This window comes from Centipeda infelix ATCC 43532, assembly GCF_000234095.1.
Classification (GTDB): Bacteria; Bacillota; Negativicutes; order Selenomonadales; family Selenomonadaceae; genus Centipeda; species Centipeda infelix.
The window spans coordinates 96,422-114,257 of record NZ_JH376799.1 but is presented as its reverse complement, the minus strand read 5'-3'; the positions used below and the strand labels follow the sequence as shown (position 1 = coordinate 114,257).

The window sequence follows — 17,836 nt, the reverse complement described above, 5'->3', positions numbered from 1 at the left end:
ATCTATGTTTGGCTTATTTGGGAATAAGAAGAGAGAAGAGGTCTCACTCGCGGATCGGATCAAGGCGAAGCCGCTTGCGGCACAGCCATCTGCCGCGGAGCCGGCAGCAAAGGCGCGTGCGCCGTTTGCAGGGCTTGGAACTGTAGGGGCGGGCGATATGAAGTCCGCCTATCTCACGCGCGCGGAACTCACGGCGGAGCGTCTGCGTGAGCTCTACGATGTGCCGGGAGGGCCTGCCATCGTACTCGGCTTCATCTCTGCCGATCTCCACATGGACGATGTGGCGCGCGCAGTTCACTCCGTCTCACCACCGGATGTGCAGTTTCTCTTGATGACGACCTGCGGGGAGCTGACGCATACGCCCGGAACGCGCTCCTACTATATGGATGCGGACGATGGGCGCGCGAAGGTGCTCCTGCAGGTGTTCAGCAAGCGCATGATTGCACAGACGCACATGATGACACTTCCGCTGCACAACGAGGATATGAAGCGCGGCGAAGTGACGCTGACCCCCGCCGAGCGCGTATCGAAGATCACCGCAGATATCCGTGCGGAGAGCATCCCCTTTCCCGTACGCTTTGACGATACGTTTGCGTTCGTCTATGTGGACGGTGTGAGCTCGTGTGAGTCTTTCGTGCTGCGTGCACTCTACGACGCGGAGAACCTGCCTTGTCCCTACGTCGGTGGCAGTGCAGGTGGTGCGCTCGACTTTTCCCATACCTACATTTACAACGGCAGCAAGGTGCTTGAGAATCATGCCGTCGTTCTCGTGGTGAAGCTCGCCGCAGACTACCGCTACTCCGTCTTTAAGACGCAGGCGGCGGAGGAGACGGGGGAGAAGTGGACGGTCATCGGCTCGGACGCAACATTCCGTACAGTAGATACCGTCGCCAATGCCGAAGGGCGGCCGGTTCTGTTCGCCGATGTCCTGATGGAATACCTGCATGTGTCGGACGTTGACGCGCTCACAAAAGCACTCGCGGGCTATACCTTTGCGACCTATGTCGGCAACCAGTTCTACATCCGCTCCCTGCAAAAAATTGATCCTGCGACGAAGCGGATGCATTTTTTCTGTGACATCGCTGCGGGGGAGGAAATCTACCTCATGCGGCGCACGAAATTCATCGAGATGCTGAAGTCGGACTATACGGGATTTTCCAAGGGGAAACCTGCGCCCATCGGCGTTGTGATGAACGACTGTATCCTGCGCCGCCTGACCTTTGCGGACGAACTTGCGCATGCCGACCTCTTTGACGGGATGCCCGTCGCAGGATACTCGGCACTCGGCGAGATCGCGGGGATGCACATCAACGAGACCCTGACAGCGATCTTCTTTTACCAGTTGTCGGGCGGATCGTTCTACGACGGATATATGAATCGGTTTCCGTCCGTCTATGCGCTCTGCCAGAAATCCTTCCTCGTACACGAGATCAGCCGTCTGGAGATCATCGGGCGGCTCAAGGACGGCATCATGGGTGAGTTCGGCGGGTACCGTGACCAAATTGCGGGTATGGGCAAGACGATGTCACGCATCGGAGAGAGCGCAGAGCGTGTCGGTGTGCTCATCGACAACCTGAACAGCGGGCTCGGCGGGCAAGGCGATATGACAAAGGAGCTGATCGGGCGCAACGCGGAGATCACACCGAGGCTCGAGCACCTTACGGAGAGCACGAAGAAGATCGAGCAGGTCATGAACATGATTACGGAGATCTCGGCGCAGATCAACCTCCTCGCGCTCAACGCCGCAATCGAGGCGGCACGTGCGGGGGAACAGGGGCGCGGCTTTGCCGTCGTTGCGGGCGAGGTGCGCAAGCTCTCGGAGAACACGCGCGAGCGGCTCGAGGCATCCGATGAGGCAATTGGGGAGCTCCTGCGTGACGTACAGGAGATCGACAAGATGCTTGCGACGAATCATGCACTCGAGGATCAGGTGGAAAATTTCGAGCAGGGCTTTGACGGGCGCATGGCGGATCTGAAGAAAAGCTTGGACGATGGACTCGGTGCGATTCAACGCTCGACGGAGGCCATCGGCCGCATTGCGTCGCTTAGTGAGCGGCTGACGGAGCGTTATAACGAGTTGGAGGCAGTGCTGCATTCCATTCGGTAGAAAATTTTACAGATAAAAGGCACTGCTGCACGAAGATGGAAACGTCTTCGTGCAGCAGTGCCTTTTTATGTTTCGCCTACCAGACAAACAATCCGCAGATTGCGGCAGACAGCAAGGAGACCAGCAATCCGGACAGTATCATATAGGATACGTTGCGAGCGACGATCGTGTTGCGTTCGCCGTCAACGAGCCCCTTAAAGCAGCCGAGGATGATGCCGATTGTCCCGAGGTTGGCGAATGACGTAATGAATACGGTCATCACAGCCTGCATATGAGCGGGCCACGTCCGGACGACATCCTGGATCTGCAGCATGACGACAAACTCGTTCGTGATGAACTTTGTCCCCATGTACTGGGCAATCTGGAACGCCTCTGTCGGCGCGAGACCAAGCAGCCACGCGAATGGGAACAGCACGACACCGAGAATGAGCTCAAGTGAGAGCGATGGATGCAGAATGCCGAGGAGGAGGTCGACGCACTTGAGCAGCGCAACGATGGCGATGACATTCGCGCAGATGATGAGCACGAGGCGTCCTGCGCCGATGATTGACTCCGCAAGGTAGGAGAAAAACGGCTCGCGCCCACCTCCTTCGTGGATCGTTGCAATTGTGTCCTCCTCCGGTGCAACCTTCACGGGATGGAGGAGCGAGGAGACGAGCAGCGCATTGATGACATTCAACGGAATTGCCGTGACGACATACTCCGCCGGCATCATCTTGACGTAGACGGCGATGAGTGCCGCCGTCACGCAGCTCATCGACATGAGACCGATGGTCAGCACGCGTTCCTTGCTCATCTTCATGAGCTGGAGTTTCGATACAGCGAGTGCCTCCGTATTGCCGAGAAACATCATCTCAATGGCGAAGAATGACTCGAACTTCGGCGCGCGGGTGAGAAATGTGAGCAGCTTGCCAATCCAGCGAATGACGAACGGCAAAATGCCGAAATACGTGAGGATGTCAAAGAGCGGCACGACGAAGAGAATCGGCAGCAGTGCTGCAGCAAAGAAGTTCATCTGCGGCACGTGGACCCAGTCGGGGAAAACGAACGCGATGCCGACGTACGAGATGTTGATCAGCTCCGTGAATCCGGCCGCGGCAGCTGTAATCATCTCACGCCCAATCTCGAACGAGGTCAGGAACCACGCGAGCATGAGGTTCAGCGTGAGCAGAGAGGCGACCGAACGCCACTGGATCTCCTTGCGGTTCCGCGATGCGAGCACCCCGATTCCGAGGAACACGACAAGGCCGAGCAAGTTGACGAAGAAAAACATACGAAATCCCCCCATCGGAGTTGTTAGTACCGAACGACCTTGTCTTTCTCCACACGGGCATAGACGAGCGGACGGACGGGCGGCTTCTCTGTGCCGATGGTAATCGCCGCGCGGTAGAGCTGCGCCGCGCTGTCGCCACGCTGTGTGCTGTCCGTGTAGAGCGTTGCGATGACATCATCCGACTTCACTGCGTCGCCATACTTCTTGTGTAGGATGAGACCGGCGGCGAAATCGATCGGACTGTCCTTCGTCTCGCGCCCCGCACCGAGCACGACGCTCGCCTCGCCGATTTTCTCCGCGTCCATGGACGTGATGTAGCCGTCCGCATGCGCGCGGATCTGCACCTGCACGGCCGCCTGCGGGAACTTCGACGCGTCGCGCAGGACGGCATCGTCACCGCCCTGCCGCCGCACCATCGTACAGAACGTCTCGAACGCCGATCCGTCGGCAATCGACTGCTCCGCCATGCGGCGGCACTCCTCGATCGTGCCCTTGCCGACGAGGTAGAGCATGTTCTCCGCGAGTTGGAGCGACACCTCCGTCAGGTCATGCGGCCCCTTGCCGCGCAGCACGTCCATCGACTCCGCGACCTCGATGCTGTTGCCGATGCCGAGCCCCAGCGGCGTGTCCATGTCGGTAATCAGCGCGACGGTGCGCCGCCCTGCGCCTTCGCCGATGGCGACCATCGTCTGCGCAAGCGCGATGGCGTCGTCGAGCGTCTTCATGAACGCGCCCGAGCCCGTCTTGACGTCGAGCAGAATGCAGTCCGAGCCGGCGGCGAGCTTCTTGCTCATGATCGAGGACGCGATCAGCGGGATCGCGTCGACCGTCGCCGTCACGTCACGCAGCGCGTAGAGTTTCTTGTCTGCCGGCGCGAGGTTGCCCGACTGCCCGATGACGGACACGCCGCATTCGTTCACGATGGAGAAGAATTTTTCCCGTGAAATCGTCGTCTCATAGCCGGGGATGGCCTCCAGTTTGTCCACGGTACCGCCCGTGTGCCCGAGACCGCGGCCGCTCATCTTCGCGACGCGTCCGCCGCAGGCGGCGACAATCGGGGCGCAGATGAGCGTCGTCTTGTCGCCGACGCCGCCGGTGGAGTGCTTGTCCACCTTTTTGCCGGCAATCGCCGAGAGGTCGACGCGGTCGCCCGAGTCCGCCATTGCAATCGTCAGCTCCGTTGTCTCCTGGGCCGTCATGCCACTGAACCAGATCGCCATCAGCATGGCGGACATCTGGTAGTCGGGAATCTCGCCCGCGACATAGCCTTCGACCATCCAGCGCAGCTCCTCGGCAGTGAGTGTGCCGCCATGCTTTTTCTTCGTAATCAGGTCATACATGCGCATGGGTCGATCCTCCTCAGTGCGCAAGAATGCGCGGCAGCAGGCTCTCGCCCTTTGTCGTCAGCCCCGCACCGAACATATCCGCCACCGTTGCGCCGATCATGGCGAAGGTCGGGTACGTCCCGAGGTTGAGTCCCTGACGGATCGGTGCGCCGTAGACGAGGAGCGGCACGTACTCACGCGTGTGATCCGTGCCGGGTGCGCCGGGGTCGCAGCCGTGGTCAGCCGTAATCATCAGCACATCGTCCTCGCGCATATGCTCCATGAATGTGCCGAGCTGCACGTCGAATTCCGTTGTCGCGCGTGCATAGCCTGCGATGTCGCGCCTGTGTCCATACGTCATGTCAAAATCGACGAGGTTGACGAAGCACAGCCCCGTGAAGTCCTCCTGCTGAATGCGCAGTGTCTTTTCCATGCCGTCGGCATTGTTCTCGTTGACTCCCGTGCTGCGCGTGACACCGCGCCCCGCAAAGATGTCGCTGATCTTGCCGACGGCGATGACCTCATGCCCCTGCCGCATGAGCGCATCCATCATCGTCTCGTCCGTGGGATCGAGGGAGAAGTCGTGACGGTGCGCTGTGCGCTCGTAGTTCGGATAGCTGCCGACGTACGGCCGCGCAATGATACGCCCGACGCCGTGCTCGCCCTGCATGATCTCGCGTGCCGCACGGCAGTAGTCATAGAGACGCTCGACGGGGACATCGGCCTCGTTTGCCGCGATCTGCAGCACGCTGTCCGCCGACGTGTAGACGATGAGCCCGCCCGTCTCCTCCTGCTCGCGCCCGTAGTCGTGAATGACCTGCGTGCCGGAGTAGGGCTTGTTGCAGAGGATTTTCTTCCCGTCGCACGCCGCCGAGAGCCGCTCGAGGATTTCCGTCGGGAATCCGTTCGGATACGTCGGCATGGGCTGCTCGGAGACGATGCCTGCGATTTCCCAGTGTCCGATCGTCGTGTCTTTGCCGCGCGAGAGCTCCCGCAGCCGTGCAAAAGTACCGATGGGGCTGTCTGCGGGCGTACCGCAGCCGACACCGTCGATGTTAAAGAGGCCGAGCTTCGTGAGGTTCGGCGCGTGCAGCTCCGGCGATGTCGTCAGCGATGCGAGCGTGTTGCAGCGCCCGTCGCCGAAATCCGCTGCATCCGGTGCACACCCAATGCCGAAGCTGTCGAGGACAATCAGAAATACGCGTTTGATACTAGCCATTGCTATCTCCTCCTATGGTTAGGCGATTGATGCCTCCAGTGCAATCTCGATCATCTCGCTGAACGATGTCTGACGCTCCTCTGCCGTGAGGGGGGCTCGTCGCTGACGAGGTGGTCGCTGACGGTAAAGAGTGCGAGCGCGCGCACGCCGAACTTCGCCGCGATGAGGTAGAGTGCCGCTGCCTCCATCTCCAGACCGAGGACACCGTAGCCTGCGAGTTTTTGAATGTCGAGTTCGTCATCGTAGAAACGATCCTGCGACATCACGTTTCCGACGCGCACGGCGATGCCTTTGTCGACGGCGGCCTGATATGCGGAGCGCAGCAGATCAAAGTCCGCGACTGGCGCAAAGTTGACCGCAGAGCCGAAGATGTTGCGCGGCATGGAGGAGTCGGTCGTCGTCGCCTGCGCGATGAGGACGTCGCGGATGTGGATGTCCTTGTGGCATGCGCCGCAGCTGCCGATGCGGATCAGCGTCTTGCAGCCATACTCGCGGATGAGCTCGTTGACATAGATGGAGATCGACGGCATCCCCATGCCCGTTCCCTGCACGGAGATGGGATGCCCCTTGTACGTGCCGGTGTAGCCGAGAATGTTGCGGATGTTCGTGTACTCTTTCGCACCTTCGAGGAAGTTCTCGGCGATGTACTTGGCGCGAAGCGGATCCCCCGGCAGGAGAATGCGCTCGGCGACTTCGCCCTTTGCAGCTGCAATGTGTGGGGTTGGCATGATGTGTACCTCTCTTTCATAACAGTGAAGAACATTTATCGAAAACCGACATAGCGGTCTATACCCTAGTGGAGTGCGCTCATTGCATCGCTTCAAAGATAAGCTGCAGGAGGAACAGCACGCCGAGAACGTAGGAAAGCGTGCCAAGCTCGCGCCGGCGGCCCGTAAACACTTTCATCATCGGATGCGCGGCAAAGCCGAACGCCAATCCCGTCGAGATGCTGTTTGTCAGCGGGATGAGCACGATGATGAGGAATGCAGGGAACCACTCTGAGAAATCCTGAAAGTGGATGTTTTCAAGCTGCTGCATCATCAGAGCACCTGTGATGATGATGACCGGCGCAACGGCCGCCTGCGGAACGTAGGCGAGCAGGGGGATGAATACGAGCGTGAGCACGAACAGTGCGCCGCCGACGAGTGCCGTCAGTCCGCTCCGTCCACCCTCTACGATGCCCGCCGCACTCTCTGCGGCAGCAACCGTCGGGCTCGTCCCGAGTACCGAGGACAGCACCGCTGTCAGCGACGAGGCGCGGAACGCATTGCGGAACTTCTCCGTATCGGGCAGCAGTCCTTCGAGCAATCCGATGGACTCAAAGACGAGGATCATCGTCATCGAGAATACCGCAAGCCAGAACGAAATTGTCAGCACGGAGGAGAAGTCCTCTACAAAGAGCAGCGCACCGTACTCGCCGAGCCGTGTCATATCAATCTCAATCGTATTCGCGTGAACGAGGTCGAACGCATTGGCGATGACCGTCACAATGAGGATGGCGATGAAAAAACCGCCCTTCACCCGCCGCTGGTAGAACAGCAAACTCAACACGAGACCGAGGAGTGCGAGCTGCGCAGACGGATTTTGCAGATCGCCGAGCGCGAGAATCGAGTTCTCGCCGGCGCGGATCAACTCCGCCTTCTCCAACCCAATCTCCACGAGGAACAAACCGATGCCTGCCGTCACTGCGTATTTTAGCGATTTCGGCACAGCATCCGCCAGAACCCTGCCCGCGCGCGTCACAGCAAGTGCGAAGAAGATGAGCGCCGAGATGAGAGAGATGGCAAGTGCCTCCTGCCAACGGAACCCCATGTTCGTCACGACGGTATATGTGAAGAATGCATTGATCCCCATGCCGGGGGTCAAGATGATCGGTGCATCCGCCCAGAGTGCCATCAGGAGACACCCGACCGCCGAGGCGAATATCGTCGCGAACACGCTCAGCTCCGCCGGGATTCCGCCGTCTGCAAGAATCAACGGGTTGACGATGATGATGTACGAGATGGCAAAGAACGATGTCAGCCCTGCCATCACTTCCACACGCTTGCTCTGCACGTTGTCCGAACGCATACCGCACTCCCCTTTCTTTTTTGATTGTACCAAATATGCCAAACGAAAAAAAGGACATATGACTTTTCAGCGCACGTTTTTTTCGTTAAAATAGAAAGAAACTGTACTGAGAGGAGAGACATCATGCTGTTACCGTCGTTCCCCGAGATACCGCCAAACCTGCTGCGCGTTGCGCGGCCGCTCACATTCCAGCCCGACGAGATCATCCGCTGTAAGGGAACGCACGCCGACACGGTTTACATCCTCCTCGCGGGGCGCGTGCGCATTATCAACGAGTTCTCAAGCGGCGATCGGTATGTGTTTGCCATCGCCGACCCGCCCACATTCCTCGGCGAGTACGAGGCACTTGCAGGTGCGCCGTACTACGCCGCAACGTGTGAGGCGGAGACGGTATGCGATCTGCTTGCCGTCAGCATTGACGCGTTTGCCGCGTGGCTCCAGCGCGACGCGGGGGCAGCGTTTGCCGTCGCCTGTATGATCGCACGAAAATCTTGGCCGATCTCGGATGAATACGGTCAGATCAAATATATGACGGTTCAATCGCGTCTCCTTGCCTACCTGCAAAAGAACCTGCCCGCATGCGATGTCGCCGTGCGGCTTCCCATGCGCCGACAGGACATTGCCGATGCCATCGGCACGAGCCTAAAGACAGTCAACCGCAGCGTTGACCGCCTCCGTGCAGAGGGACTCCTCTCCCTCGATCGCGGCAAGCTCGCCCTCACCCCTGAGCAATGCGCCAAAGTGCGGGCGATGAATGCGTGTCAAAAGACGTAAGGGAACCGCTGATGAGCTGAATTCATCAGCATCCCCATAGACGAATGTATTGAATATAGAACTGGGAGAAAAGTCCTAAAATATTATATACAAATCTGAATAGTGATTGACGTATTCCGCATATTTCATGTATAATATACCAAGACTATTAACGGTATAGCTAGATTATTTGTTAGTCGAATACTGGGAGGAGCAGGAGTATAGTGGAGAGATATTGCCCGCAGGAGATTGAGGCGAAATGGCAGAACATCTGGGAGACAGAGCGCAGCTGCCGCACGGAGATGGATGACACGAAGCCAAAGTATTATGTGCTTGAGATGTTCCCCTATCCGTCGGGAAAACTCCACATGGGGCATGTCCGCAACTACTCGATCGGCGATGTGGTCGCACGTTTTCGGACGATGGAGGGCTACAACGTCCTGCACCCGATGGGATTCGATTCCTTTGGCATGCCAGCAGAGAATGCGGCAATCAAGAACAAGGTGCACCCCGCACAGTGGACTTACGCGAACATCGAGAACATGGAACGTCAGCAGAAGACACTCGGACTTGCGTACGACTGGGAGCGTGAGGTTATCACCTGCCGTGAGGACTACTATCGTTGGACACAGTGGCTGTTCGAGCTGTTCTATAAAAAAGGTCTTGCGTACAAAAAGGCGGCATCCGTCAACTGGTGCAACACCTGCGGTACGGTGCTTGCGAACGAGCAGGTCGAGGACGGAAAGTGCTGGCGGTGCAAGTCCGAGGTGCACAAGAAGAATCTCGCACAGTGGTTCTTCAAGATCACGGACTATGCCGACGAACTCCTTGCGGATCTTGCGAAACTGAAGGGGTGGCCCGAGCGCGTCAAGACCATGCAGGAGAACTGGATCGGGCGCAGCGAGGGGCTTGAGTTCCGACTGCCCGCCCCCGCGCTTGCGACGGAGATCCCCGTCTACACGACGCGCCCCGATACCGTATTCGGCATCACCTTCCTCGCACTCGCACCCGAGCATCCGCTCGTAGACAAGATCTGTGCGATCAGCGACAAGGCGGACGAGATCCGTGCGTTCTGCACGCGTGTCCGCAAGCAGTCCGACATCGAGCGCGCCTCGAGCGAGTCGGAGAAGGAAGGTATTTTCACAGGTATTTATTGCACGAATCCATTTAACGGCGAGCAGGTCGAGATCTGGATTACGAACTACGTCCTCTTCGAGTACGGCACGGGGGCTGTCATGGCGGTGCCGTCCGAGGATCAGCGCGACTGGATGTTTGCGACGAAGTACGGCATCCGCAAGATCCTCACGATTCGCCCGCCAGAGGGTGAGCTGCGGCTCGAGGATATGACGGAGGCATACGTTGAGAAGGAAGGCTTCCTGATCAACTCCGGCAAGTTCACGGGGATGGAGATGCACGCGGCGATGGGCGCAATCATCGACGAGGCGGAGGCGCAGGGATTCGGCAAACGCTGCGTCAACTACCGTCTGCGCGACTGGCTCATCTCGCGTCAGCGTTATTGGGGTGCGCCAATTCCTATCATCAACTGCGAAAAGTGCGGTGAGGTGCTTGTCCCCGAGGAAGAGTTGCCCGTCCGTCTGCCCGAGGATGTGTCGTTCGAGCAGGGGACGGTGTCACCGCTCTCATCGAGTGAGCATTTCCTTCACTGCACATGCCCAAAATGCGGTGGGCCGGCGACGCGTGAGACGGACACGATGGATACGTTCATCTGCTCTTCGTGGTACTACTACCGCTATGCCGACCCGAAGAACACCGAGTGTCCCTTTGATCGGAACAAGGTGAACTACTGGGCTCCCGTCGATCAGTACATCGGCGGAATCGAGCACGCGATTCTGCACCTCCTCTATGCACGCTTTTTTACGAAGGTGCTGCGCGACGCGGGGATGCTCGACTTCGACGAGCCGTTCACGAACCTCCTCACACAGGGCATGGTCATCAAGGACGGCGCGAAGATGTCGAAGTCGCTCGGCAACGTCGTCTCGCCCGAGGAGATCATTGAGAAATACGGTGCGGATACGGCGCGTCTCTTCATCCTCTTTGCCGCACCTGTGGAGCGTGACCTCGACTGGAGCGATCAGGGGGTTGAGGGAGCATTCCGCTTCCTGAACCGTGTCTGGCGTATCCTGCTCCAATTCGAGGACGTGATCAAGTCCGCACCTGCGGCCTGTGACCCGTCGGGACTCACATCCGCAGAGACCGAACTGCGCCGCGTCCTGCACATGACCGTGAAGAAGGTCACGGAGGATGTGCGTGACCGCTTCATGTTCAATACGGCAATTTCTTCCATTATGGAGCTTGTCAATGCGTTCTACGCATTTCAGGATAAGGAACTCAGCCCCGCGCTTGCGCGTGAGACGGCGAGCATGCTTCTGCGGATGCTTGCGCCGTTTGCACCACACATCACGGAGGAACTTTGGTCACGCATCTTCGGCGGCAGTGTTCATGCGCAGAAATGGGTCATGTATGACGAATCCGCTCTCGTACAGGATGAGATCGAGGTAGTCTTGCAGATCAACGGGAAGGTGCGTGACCGCGTCAAGGTTCCCGCTGACCTGGACAAGGAGGCGATGGAGCAGCTTGTAACCGAGCTGCCGCGTGCGAAGGAACTCACAGAGGGAAAAACGATCGTAAAGGTCATCTGTGTCCCCGGCAAGCTCGTCAATATCGTCGTCAAGGGATAATTAGGGAAGCACTGATAAATTCAGCCGCGCCATCTTGACGCATCTTTTTTGCCCGCACTGTGTCGGCAAATCCTCCACATAGCTTTGGCTATGCGTCCGGTTTGCCTCCTTGTTCGGACGAAAAAAATCTACGCCAATCTGACGGACTTCATTTTATCAGCGATTCCTTAGGATATACGCTGTTCAAGGAAGAAAAGGGAGAGAAAAGATCATGTTAAAAGCGTTTGCTGTTCGCAGTCTGTTGCCGGAGATGCTCATCGGACGTACGGTCTACGAAGGGGAGTCCGAAGTCGTGCTCGTTGAGGGCGGGACCGTTCTGGATCGGGAGACGATCAAGCTGCTCAAGGAGAAGGGCATTGCGTCTGTCTACGTCGACGAGGACAGCATTCTCACCGCCGTGCAGAAAGAGAAGGCTGCAAAAGCAGATGCATCATCGACACCTTTTACGGGCAAGGTGGCTCCCGAGCGTGACGTAAAGCTGGATGGTAAGTATGAGGAAGACTATCGCTACGTTTACACGGAGATGGAAAAGCTTTTTCAGGAAGCGGCTGTCTCCGGCAAACTCAACATGGGCATTCTCCAAGATGTCATGTCCAGTGGTCGTTTGCGCGATCTCTACAAGGAGGGCGCGACGGCGGTCTCCATGATCTATACAATGAATCAGGAGGGGGACTACAACCTCCATCACTGCGTTCACCTTGCCATCCTCGGCGGACTTATGGCAAAATGGATGGGGCTGAGCGGCATTGACCGTCAGAACCTCGTGCTCGCAGGGCTCTTCCTCGATATCGGCAAGCAGTTTATCGAAAAGGATCTGCTTGAGAAGAAGGGGCGGCTTACAGAGGAAGAGTTCGACATCCTCAAAAACCACGTCGTTGACAGCTTTAAGGTGCTCGAGAGCAGTGACCTCTCGGGGCGTGAGGATCTTATGCAGGGGGTCATTCAGCACCATGAGCGCAATGATGGGTCGGGGTATCCGTCTGGTCTTGAGGTAGATCAAATTTCGACCTTCGGCAAGGTGCTCGCCGTGCTCGACAGTTACGACGCGATGGCATCGAGCCGTACCTATGCAGAGAAGCGATCACCGTTCGAGGTGTTCAAGATCCTTTACGCTGACGTGCTCGATGGCAAGCTGGATTCGGAGTATGCCGTACTCTTTATGCGCAAGCTCAACGCCGCACTCAATGGCTGTTGGCTGCGCCTTTCGGACGGCTCGGCAGGGCGCATCATCTACATCGATGAGTCGCGTGTCACGGCGATGCCTGTCGTGCAGCTTGCAAACGGAGGGTTCATCGACCTCAATACCGTAAAGGACATCACCGTTGTCGAGATCATGACGGCGGCTGAGGTCAGCAAACTTTGATATATTGATGAAAAAGCACCCCGCAGGGTGCTTTTTTGTGTGCGACTATTTCCATCACACGTCGAATGCGCTATAATGACAGAATGACTTTTCAGCAGTGACAGGGAGGGTGCACGATGGCGATGGTTCCAAAACTCAATACGACGATCTTTGAGAAGGAGATCCCGTTCAAGGTCGTTGCACCGTTTGAGCCGATGGGCGACCAGCCGCAGGCGATTGCGGATCTTGCGGGCGGCATCGAGAACGGGATGGCGGCGCAGGTACTGCTCGGTGCGACGGGCACGGGCAAGACCTATACGATGGCAAAGGTCATCGAGCGCGTGCAGCGTCCAACGCTTGTCATCGCACACAACAAGACCCTCGCGGCGCAGCTGGCGAGTGAGTTCAAGTCGTTCTTTCCCGACAATTACGTCGGCTACTTCGTCAGCTACTACGACTACTACCAGCCCGAAGCCTACATTGCCCAGACGGACACCTACATCGAGAAGGACGCTTCCATCAACGACGAGATTGATGAGCTGCGTCACTCCGCGACCTGTTCGCTGTTCGAGCGGCGCGATGTCATCATCGTCGCGAGCGTGTCCTGTATCTACGGTCTCGGCTCGCCTGAGAGCTATCATGAGATGGTGCTCTCCGTGCACAAGGGGCAGACGATTCCGCGCGAAGCGATTCTGCAAAAGCTCGTCTCTATCCGCTACGAGCGCAACGATATTGCCTTCGAGCGCGGACGCTTTCGCGTGCGCGGCGATGTGGTCGAGATCTTCCCTGCGGGCTACAACAACCGCGGCGTGCGCATCGAGATGTTCGGCGACGAGGTGGAGCGCATCATTGAGTTCGATGCCATGACGGGCGAGGTATACGGCGAACGGCTTCACTCGATGGTCTTTCCTGCGTCTCACTACGTCACGGACGATGAGGATATGAAGATCGCAATGGCGGACATCCGCACGGAGCTTGCAGAGCGTCTGGACGAGCTGAAGGGTGCGGGCAAACTCCTAGAGGCACAGCGGCTTGAGCAGCGTACAAACTACGACCTTGAGATGATCGAGGAGATGGGCTACTGCTCCGGCATCGAGAACTACTCGCGTCACCTTACGCACAGGAACACAGGGGACACGCCGTATACCCTGCTCGATTACTTTCCCGAGGATTTCCTCATCATGATCGACGAGTCCCATGTGACCCTGCCGCAGATTCACGCCATGTACGGCGGCGACCGCAGCCGTAAGATTTCCCTCGTGGACAACGGCTTCCGTCTACCGTCTGCATTCGACAACCGCCCGCTGACATTTGAGGAGTTCGCCGCGCGTGTCAATCAGATCGTCTACGTCTCCGCGACACCGGGGAAATACGAAATGCAGCAGGCACAGCAGGTCGCACAGCAGATCATCCGCCCGACGGGGCTTCTCGACCCTGTGGTGGAGGTGCGGCCGCTCGACGGACAGATCGACGATCTGCTCTCGGAGATCCGCATACGCATCGAGCGAAATGAGCGCGTCCTTGTCACGACGCTTACCAAACGCATGGCGGAGAACCTCACCGAGTACCTGCGCGAAGCGGGTGTCAAGGTGCGCTACCTCCACTCGGACATCGCGACCATTGAGCGCGCGGAGATCATCCACGACCTGAGAGCGGGAGAGTTTGACGTGCTCGTTGGGATCAACCTCCTGCGCGAGGGTCTTGATATGCCAGAGGTGTCGCTGATCGCTATTCTTGATGCGGACAAGGAGGGCTTTCTGCGCTCCGATACCGCACTTATTCAGACCATCGGCCGCGCCGCACGCAACGCGGGTGGACACGTCATCATGTATGGCGATGTCATCACGGGCTCGATGCAGCGTGCCATTGACGAGACAGAACGCCGCCGCACGATCCAGAACGAATACAACGTGGCGCACGGCATCACGCCGAAGACCATCGAAAAGCCTATTGTCCCGCTCATCGAGATGACACTCGTCGCCGCCGAGGACAGAGCGCCCTATGGCAAAAAGGACGGCAAGGCGAAGAAAAAGCTCGGCAAGAAGGAGCGCGAGAACCTCGTCAAGAGTCTCCTGCGCGAAATGCAGCAGGCATCACGCGCTCTCGAATTCGAGCGTGCAGCGGAGCTGCGCGACATGATTGTCGAGCTTGAGGGCGAATTGCCGAAGAAGAAAAAATAGGGGAAACTATGAACGAAAGTATCAAAATCGAGGGTGCACGCGCCCACAACCTAAAGAATATCAATGTGGAGATTCCGCGCGATAAGCTTGTTGTCGTGACGGGGCTCTCGGGATCGGGGAAATCCTCCCTTGCCTTTGACACCATCTATGCCGAGGGGCAGCGACGCTATGTGGAGTCGCTGTCTGCGTATGCGCGGCAGTTCCTCGGGCAGATGGACAAGCCCGACGTGGACAACATCGAGGGGCTGTCGCCCGCGATCTCGATTGACCAGAAGACGACGAGCCATAACCCTCGCTCGACGGTGGGCACGGTGACGGAGGTCTATGACTATCTGCGTCTGCTCTATGCGCGGGCAGGCCGTCCGCACTGTCCGAGCTGCGGCAAGCCCATCACGCAGCAGAGCGTCGATCAGATGGTGGATGCGATCCTGACGCAGCCCGAGGGGACGAAGCTGCTCATCATGGCGCAGCTTGTGCGCGGGAAAAAGGGCGAGCACCGCAAGATCCTCGACCAGATCCGCCGCGATGGCTATGTGCGCGTGCGCATCGACGGGGAACTGCGGGATCTCGGCGAGGAAATCGCCCTTGAGAAGCAGAAGAAGCACACGATCGAGATCGTCGTTGACCGTCTCGTTGTGCGTGCGGGCATGGAGAGCCGTCTGACGGACTCGCTTGAGACGGCTCTGCGTGCAGGCGGCGGCGTGGTCTATGTGCAGGTAGTGGACGGGGAGCTCCTCATGTTCAGCGAGAATTTCGCCTGTGTGGACTGCGGTATCTCGCTCCCTGAGATTGCGCCGCGCATGTTCTCGTTCAACAGCCCGTTCGGCGCGTGTCCCGTCTGTACGGGACTCGGCAGTCACAAGGAGTTCGATGAGGAGCTTGTTGTACCCGACCCGACACTCAGCGTGGCGGACGGTGTCTTTGCCCCTCTTTCCAAAAATCCGAACTCGTACGGGATGCGTGCAATTACAGCACTGCTGCGTGCGCATGACTATGACGAGCATACGCAGTGGAACCGCATGGACAAGAAGATGCAAAAGCTGCTGCTCTACGGTTCGGACGAGGAGGTCTCCTTTCAGTACACGAATATGTTCGGTGAGGAAAAGGAGTACAACGTCCCGTACGAGGGCGTTCTGCCCACGCTTGCACGCCGCTACCGCGAGACGGACTCGGAGGAGATGCGTGAGAGCTACGAGGACTATATGACGGAGACCCCGTGTACGGCGTGCCACGGCGCACGACTCAAGCCCGAGACGCTTGCCGTCACGATTGGCGGCAAGAGCATTGCCGACCTCACTGCGCTCACGATCCGTGAGGCGGATGCCTTCCTCGCAGAGGCGGAGAAGGATTTTTCCCCGCGCGAGGCGAAGATCGCCGTGGAGATCCTAAAGGAAATCCACGCACGGCTGAATTTCCTCCTCGATGTGGGATTGGACTATCTGACACTCTCACGCGCGGCGGGGACGCTTTCGGGCGGCGAGGCACAGCGCATCCGTCTCGCAACGCAGATCGGCTCGGGGCTGATGGGGGTACTCTACATTCTCGACGAGCCGAGCATCGGACTGCACCAGCGCGACAATAACCGTCTGCTTGCGACCCTGCGCCATCTGCGCGACCTCGGCAATACGCTGATCGTTGTGGAGCACGACGAGGACACAATGTATGCCGCCGATCACATCATCGACATCGGCCCCGGTGCGGGCGAGCATGGCGGCGAGGTGGTCGCAGAGGGGACGGCGGCGGAGATTATGAAAAATCCCGCATCCGTCACGGGGCAGTATCTTGCACGGAAAAAGTTTATCCCTGTGCCCACCGAGCGGCGCAAGGGGAATGGCAACTTCCTCGAAGTGGTGGGTGCAGCAGAGAATAATCTCAAGGAAATCAACGTGAAGTTCCCGCTTGGGACGCTCACCCTTGTCACGGGCGTCAGCGGCTCGGGCAAGTCCACGCTCGTTAACGAGATCCTCTATCGCGGGGTCGCCTCACGTCTCTACCGTGCGAAGGGGAAGCCCGGAAAGCACAAGAAAATCAAGGGACTGGAGCACATCGACAAGGTCATCAACATCGACCAGCAGCCGATCGGGCGCACACCGCGCTCGAATCCTGCGACCTATACGGGCGTGTTCGATGCAATTCGCGACCTGTTCAGTCAGGTGAGTGAGTCGCGGATGCGTGGGTACAAGGCGGGGCGGTTCAGCTTTAACGTGAAGGGTGGACGCTGCGAGGCGTGCCGTGGGGACGGCATTCTCAAGATCGAGATGCAGTTCCTCCCCGATGTCTACGTTCCCTGCGAGGTCTGCAAGGGCGCACGGTACAACCGCGAGACGCTCGAGGTGCACTATAAGGGCAAGACCATCGCCGAGGTACTGGACATGACGATCGACGAGGCGGTGGACTTCTTCCAGAATGTGCCGCGCATCGCACGCAAACTTGAGATCATCCGCGACGTGGGGCTGGGCTATATCCGCCTCGGTCAGCCCGCGACGACGCTCTCGGGGGGGGAGGCGCAGCGCGTGAAGCTCGCGACCGAGCTGTCGAAGCGCAGCACGGGCAAGACGCTCTACATCCTCGACGAGCCGACGACGGGACTGCACGCGGCGGACATCCACAAGCTGCTCGTCATTCTGCAGCGGCTCGTGGATGGCGGCGACACGGTCGTCGTCATCGAGCACAACCTCGATGTCATCAAGGCGGCGGACTATGTGATCGACCTCGGCCCCGAGGGCGGCGTGCGTGGGGGAACCATCGTCGCGAAGGGGACACCGGAGCAGATCGTAGAGGTCGCAGAGTCCTATACGGGACAATTCCTGAAGCCGTTGCTTGCGGAGAAACATAACTGATTTTACGAACTGAAATAAAGAAGGTAAT

At 58.4% G+C, this 17,836-nt stretch carries 10 protein-coding genes and 1 pseudogene; 6 read left to right on the top strand and 5 right to left on the bottom strand.

Annotation, left to right across the window (positions count from 1 at the left end):
• Positions 1–4: 4 nt before the first annotated feature.
• Positions 5–2,107, top strand: a complete 2,103-nt coding sequence (locus tag HMPREF9334_RS06605; RefSeq protein WP_006692703.1) for a methyl-accepting chemotaxis protein — start codon at positions 5–7, stop codon at positions 2,105–2,107.
• A gap of 76 nt (positions 2,108–2,183) precedes the next feature.
• Here HMPREF9334_RS06605 and HMPREF9334_RS06600 read toward each other — a convergent pair whose 3' ends face one another.
• The 5 genes and pseudogenes from HMPREF9334_RS06600 to HMPREF9334_RS06580 all read right to left on the bottom strand — a co-directional run bounded on the left by HMPREF9334_RS06600 (position 2,184) and on the right by HMPREF9334_RS06580 (position 7,994).
• The gene (locus HMPREF9334_RS06600; RefSeq protein WP_006692702.1) at positions 2,184–3,380 is read right to left on the bottom strand and encodes a NupC/NupG family nucleoside CNT transporter; all 1,197 of its coding nucleotides are present in this window, start codon (positions 3,378–3,380) and stop codon (positions 2,184–2,186) included.
• Between the two features lie 23 nt (positions 3,381–3,403).
• Positions 3,404–4,726: a pyrimidine-nucleoside phosphorylase gene (locus HMPREF9334_RS06595; protein WP_006692701.1), complete on the bottom strand. Its 1,323-nt coding sequence runs from the start codon at positions 4,724–4,726 to the stop codon at positions 3,404–3,406.
• A gap of 13 nt (positions 4,727–4,739) precedes the next feature.
• Positions 4,740–5,924 carry a phosphopentomutase gene (locus tag HMPREF9334_RS06590; RefSeq protein WP_006692700.1) on the bottom strand — a complete coding sequence of 395 codons (1,185 nt, stop codon included), beginning with the start codon at positions 5,922–5,924 and terminating at the stop codon, positions 4,740–4,742.
• An 18-nt stretch (positions 5,925–5,942) separates the two neighbouring features.
• Positions 5,943–6,652 (bottom strand): annotated as a pseudogene (deoD, locus tag HMPREF9334_RS06585) (purine-nucleoside phosphorylase).
• A gap of 79 nt (positions 6,653–6,731) precedes the next feature.
• Entirely contained in the window at positions 6,732–7,994 is a 1,263-nt protein-coding gene (locus HMPREF9334_RS06580) for an NCS2 family permease (protein WP_006692698.1), read from the bottom strand.
• Positions 7,995–8,117: 123 nt separating this feature from the next.
• On the opposite strand from HMPREF9334_RS06580, the gene HMPREF9334_RS06575 reads away from it, so the two are divergent.
• From HMPREF9334_RS06575 to uvrA, 5 genes are all read left to right on the top strand, one after another.
• Positions 8,118–8,768: a Crp/Fnr family transcriptional regulator gene (locus HMPREF9334_RS06575; RefSeq protein WP_006692697.1), complete on the top strand. Its 651-nt coding sequence runs from the start codon at positions 8,118–8,120 to the stop codon at positions 8,766–8,768.
• Positions 8,769–8,971: 203 nt separating this feature from the next.
• Positions 8,972–11,446 carry a leucine--tRNA ligase gene (gene leuS / locus HMPREF9334_RS06570; protein ID WP_006692696.1) on the top strand — a complete coding sequence of 825 codons (2,475 nt, stop codon included), beginning with the start codon at positions 8,972–8,974 and terminating at the stop codon, positions 11,444–11,446.
• A gap of 211 nt (positions 11,447–11,657) precedes the next feature.
• Positions 11,658–12,809 (top strand): HD-GYP domain-containing protein, encoded by a 1,152-nt coding sequence (locus HMPREF9334_RS06565; protein WP_006692695.1) that lies wholly within the window; start codon positions 11,658–11,660, stop codon positions 12,807–12,809.
• A 116-nt stretch (positions 12,810–12,925) separates the two neighbouring features.
• Entirely contained in the window at positions 12,926–14,968 is a 2,043-nt protein-coding gene (uvrB, locus tag HMPREF9334_RS06560; RefSeq protein WP_006692694.1) for an excinuclease ABC subunit UvrB, read from the top strand.
• A gap of 8 nt (positions 14,969–14,976) precedes the next feature.
• Positions 14,977–17,808 (top strand): excinuclease ABC subunit UvrA, encoded by a 2,832-nt coding sequence (uvrA, locus tag HMPREF9334_RS06555; RefSeq protein WP_006692693.1) that lies wholly within the window; start codon positions 14,977–14,979, stop codon positions 17,806–17,808.
• The last annotated feature ends 28 nt before the right edge of the window (positions 17,809–17,836 follow it).

What these genes read in the sequence shown, in the direction of transcription:
- HMPREF9334_RS06590 (WP_006692700.1), bottom strand. Translation starts at nt 5,924, where the DNA reads ATGGCTAGTATCAAACGCGTATTTCTGATTGTCCTCGACAGCTTCGGC.
- HMPREF9334_RS06575 (WP_006692697.1), top strand. Translation starts at nt 8,118, where the DNA reads ATGCTGTTACCGTCGTTCCCCGAGATACCGCCAAACCTGCTGCGCGTT.
- uvrB (WP_006692694.1), top strand. Translation starts at nt 12,926, where the DNA reads ATGGCGATGGTTCCAAAACTCAATACGACGATCTTTGAGAAGGAGATC.
- HMPREF9334_RS06605 (WP_006692703.1), top strand. Translation starts at nt 5, where the DNA reads ATGTTTGGCTTATTTGGGAATAAGAAGAGAGAAGAGGTCTCACTCGCG.
- HMPREF9334_RS06595 (WP_006692701.1), bottom strand. Translation starts at nt 4,726, where the DNA reads ATGCGCATGTATGACCTGATTACGAAGAAAAAGCATGGCGGCACACTC.
- HMPREF9334_RS06600 (WP_006692702.1), bottom strand. Translation starts at nt 3,380, where the DNA reads ATGTTTTTCTTCGTCAACTTGCTCGGCCTTGTCGTGTTCCTCGGAATC.
- HMPREF9334_RS06565 (WP_006692695.1), top strand. Translation starts at nt 11,658, where the DNA reads ATGTTAAAAGCGTTTGCTGTTCGCAGTCTGTTGCCGGAGATGCTCATC.
- HMPREF9334_RS06580 (WP_006692698.1), bottom strand. Translation starts at nt 7,994, where the DNA reads ATGCGTTCGGACAACGTGCAGAGCAAGCGTGTGGAAGTGATGGCAGGG.
- uvrA (WP_006692693.1), top strand. Translation starts at nt 14,977, where the DNA reads ATGAACGAAAGTATCAAAATCGAGGGTGCACGCGCCCACAACCTAAAG.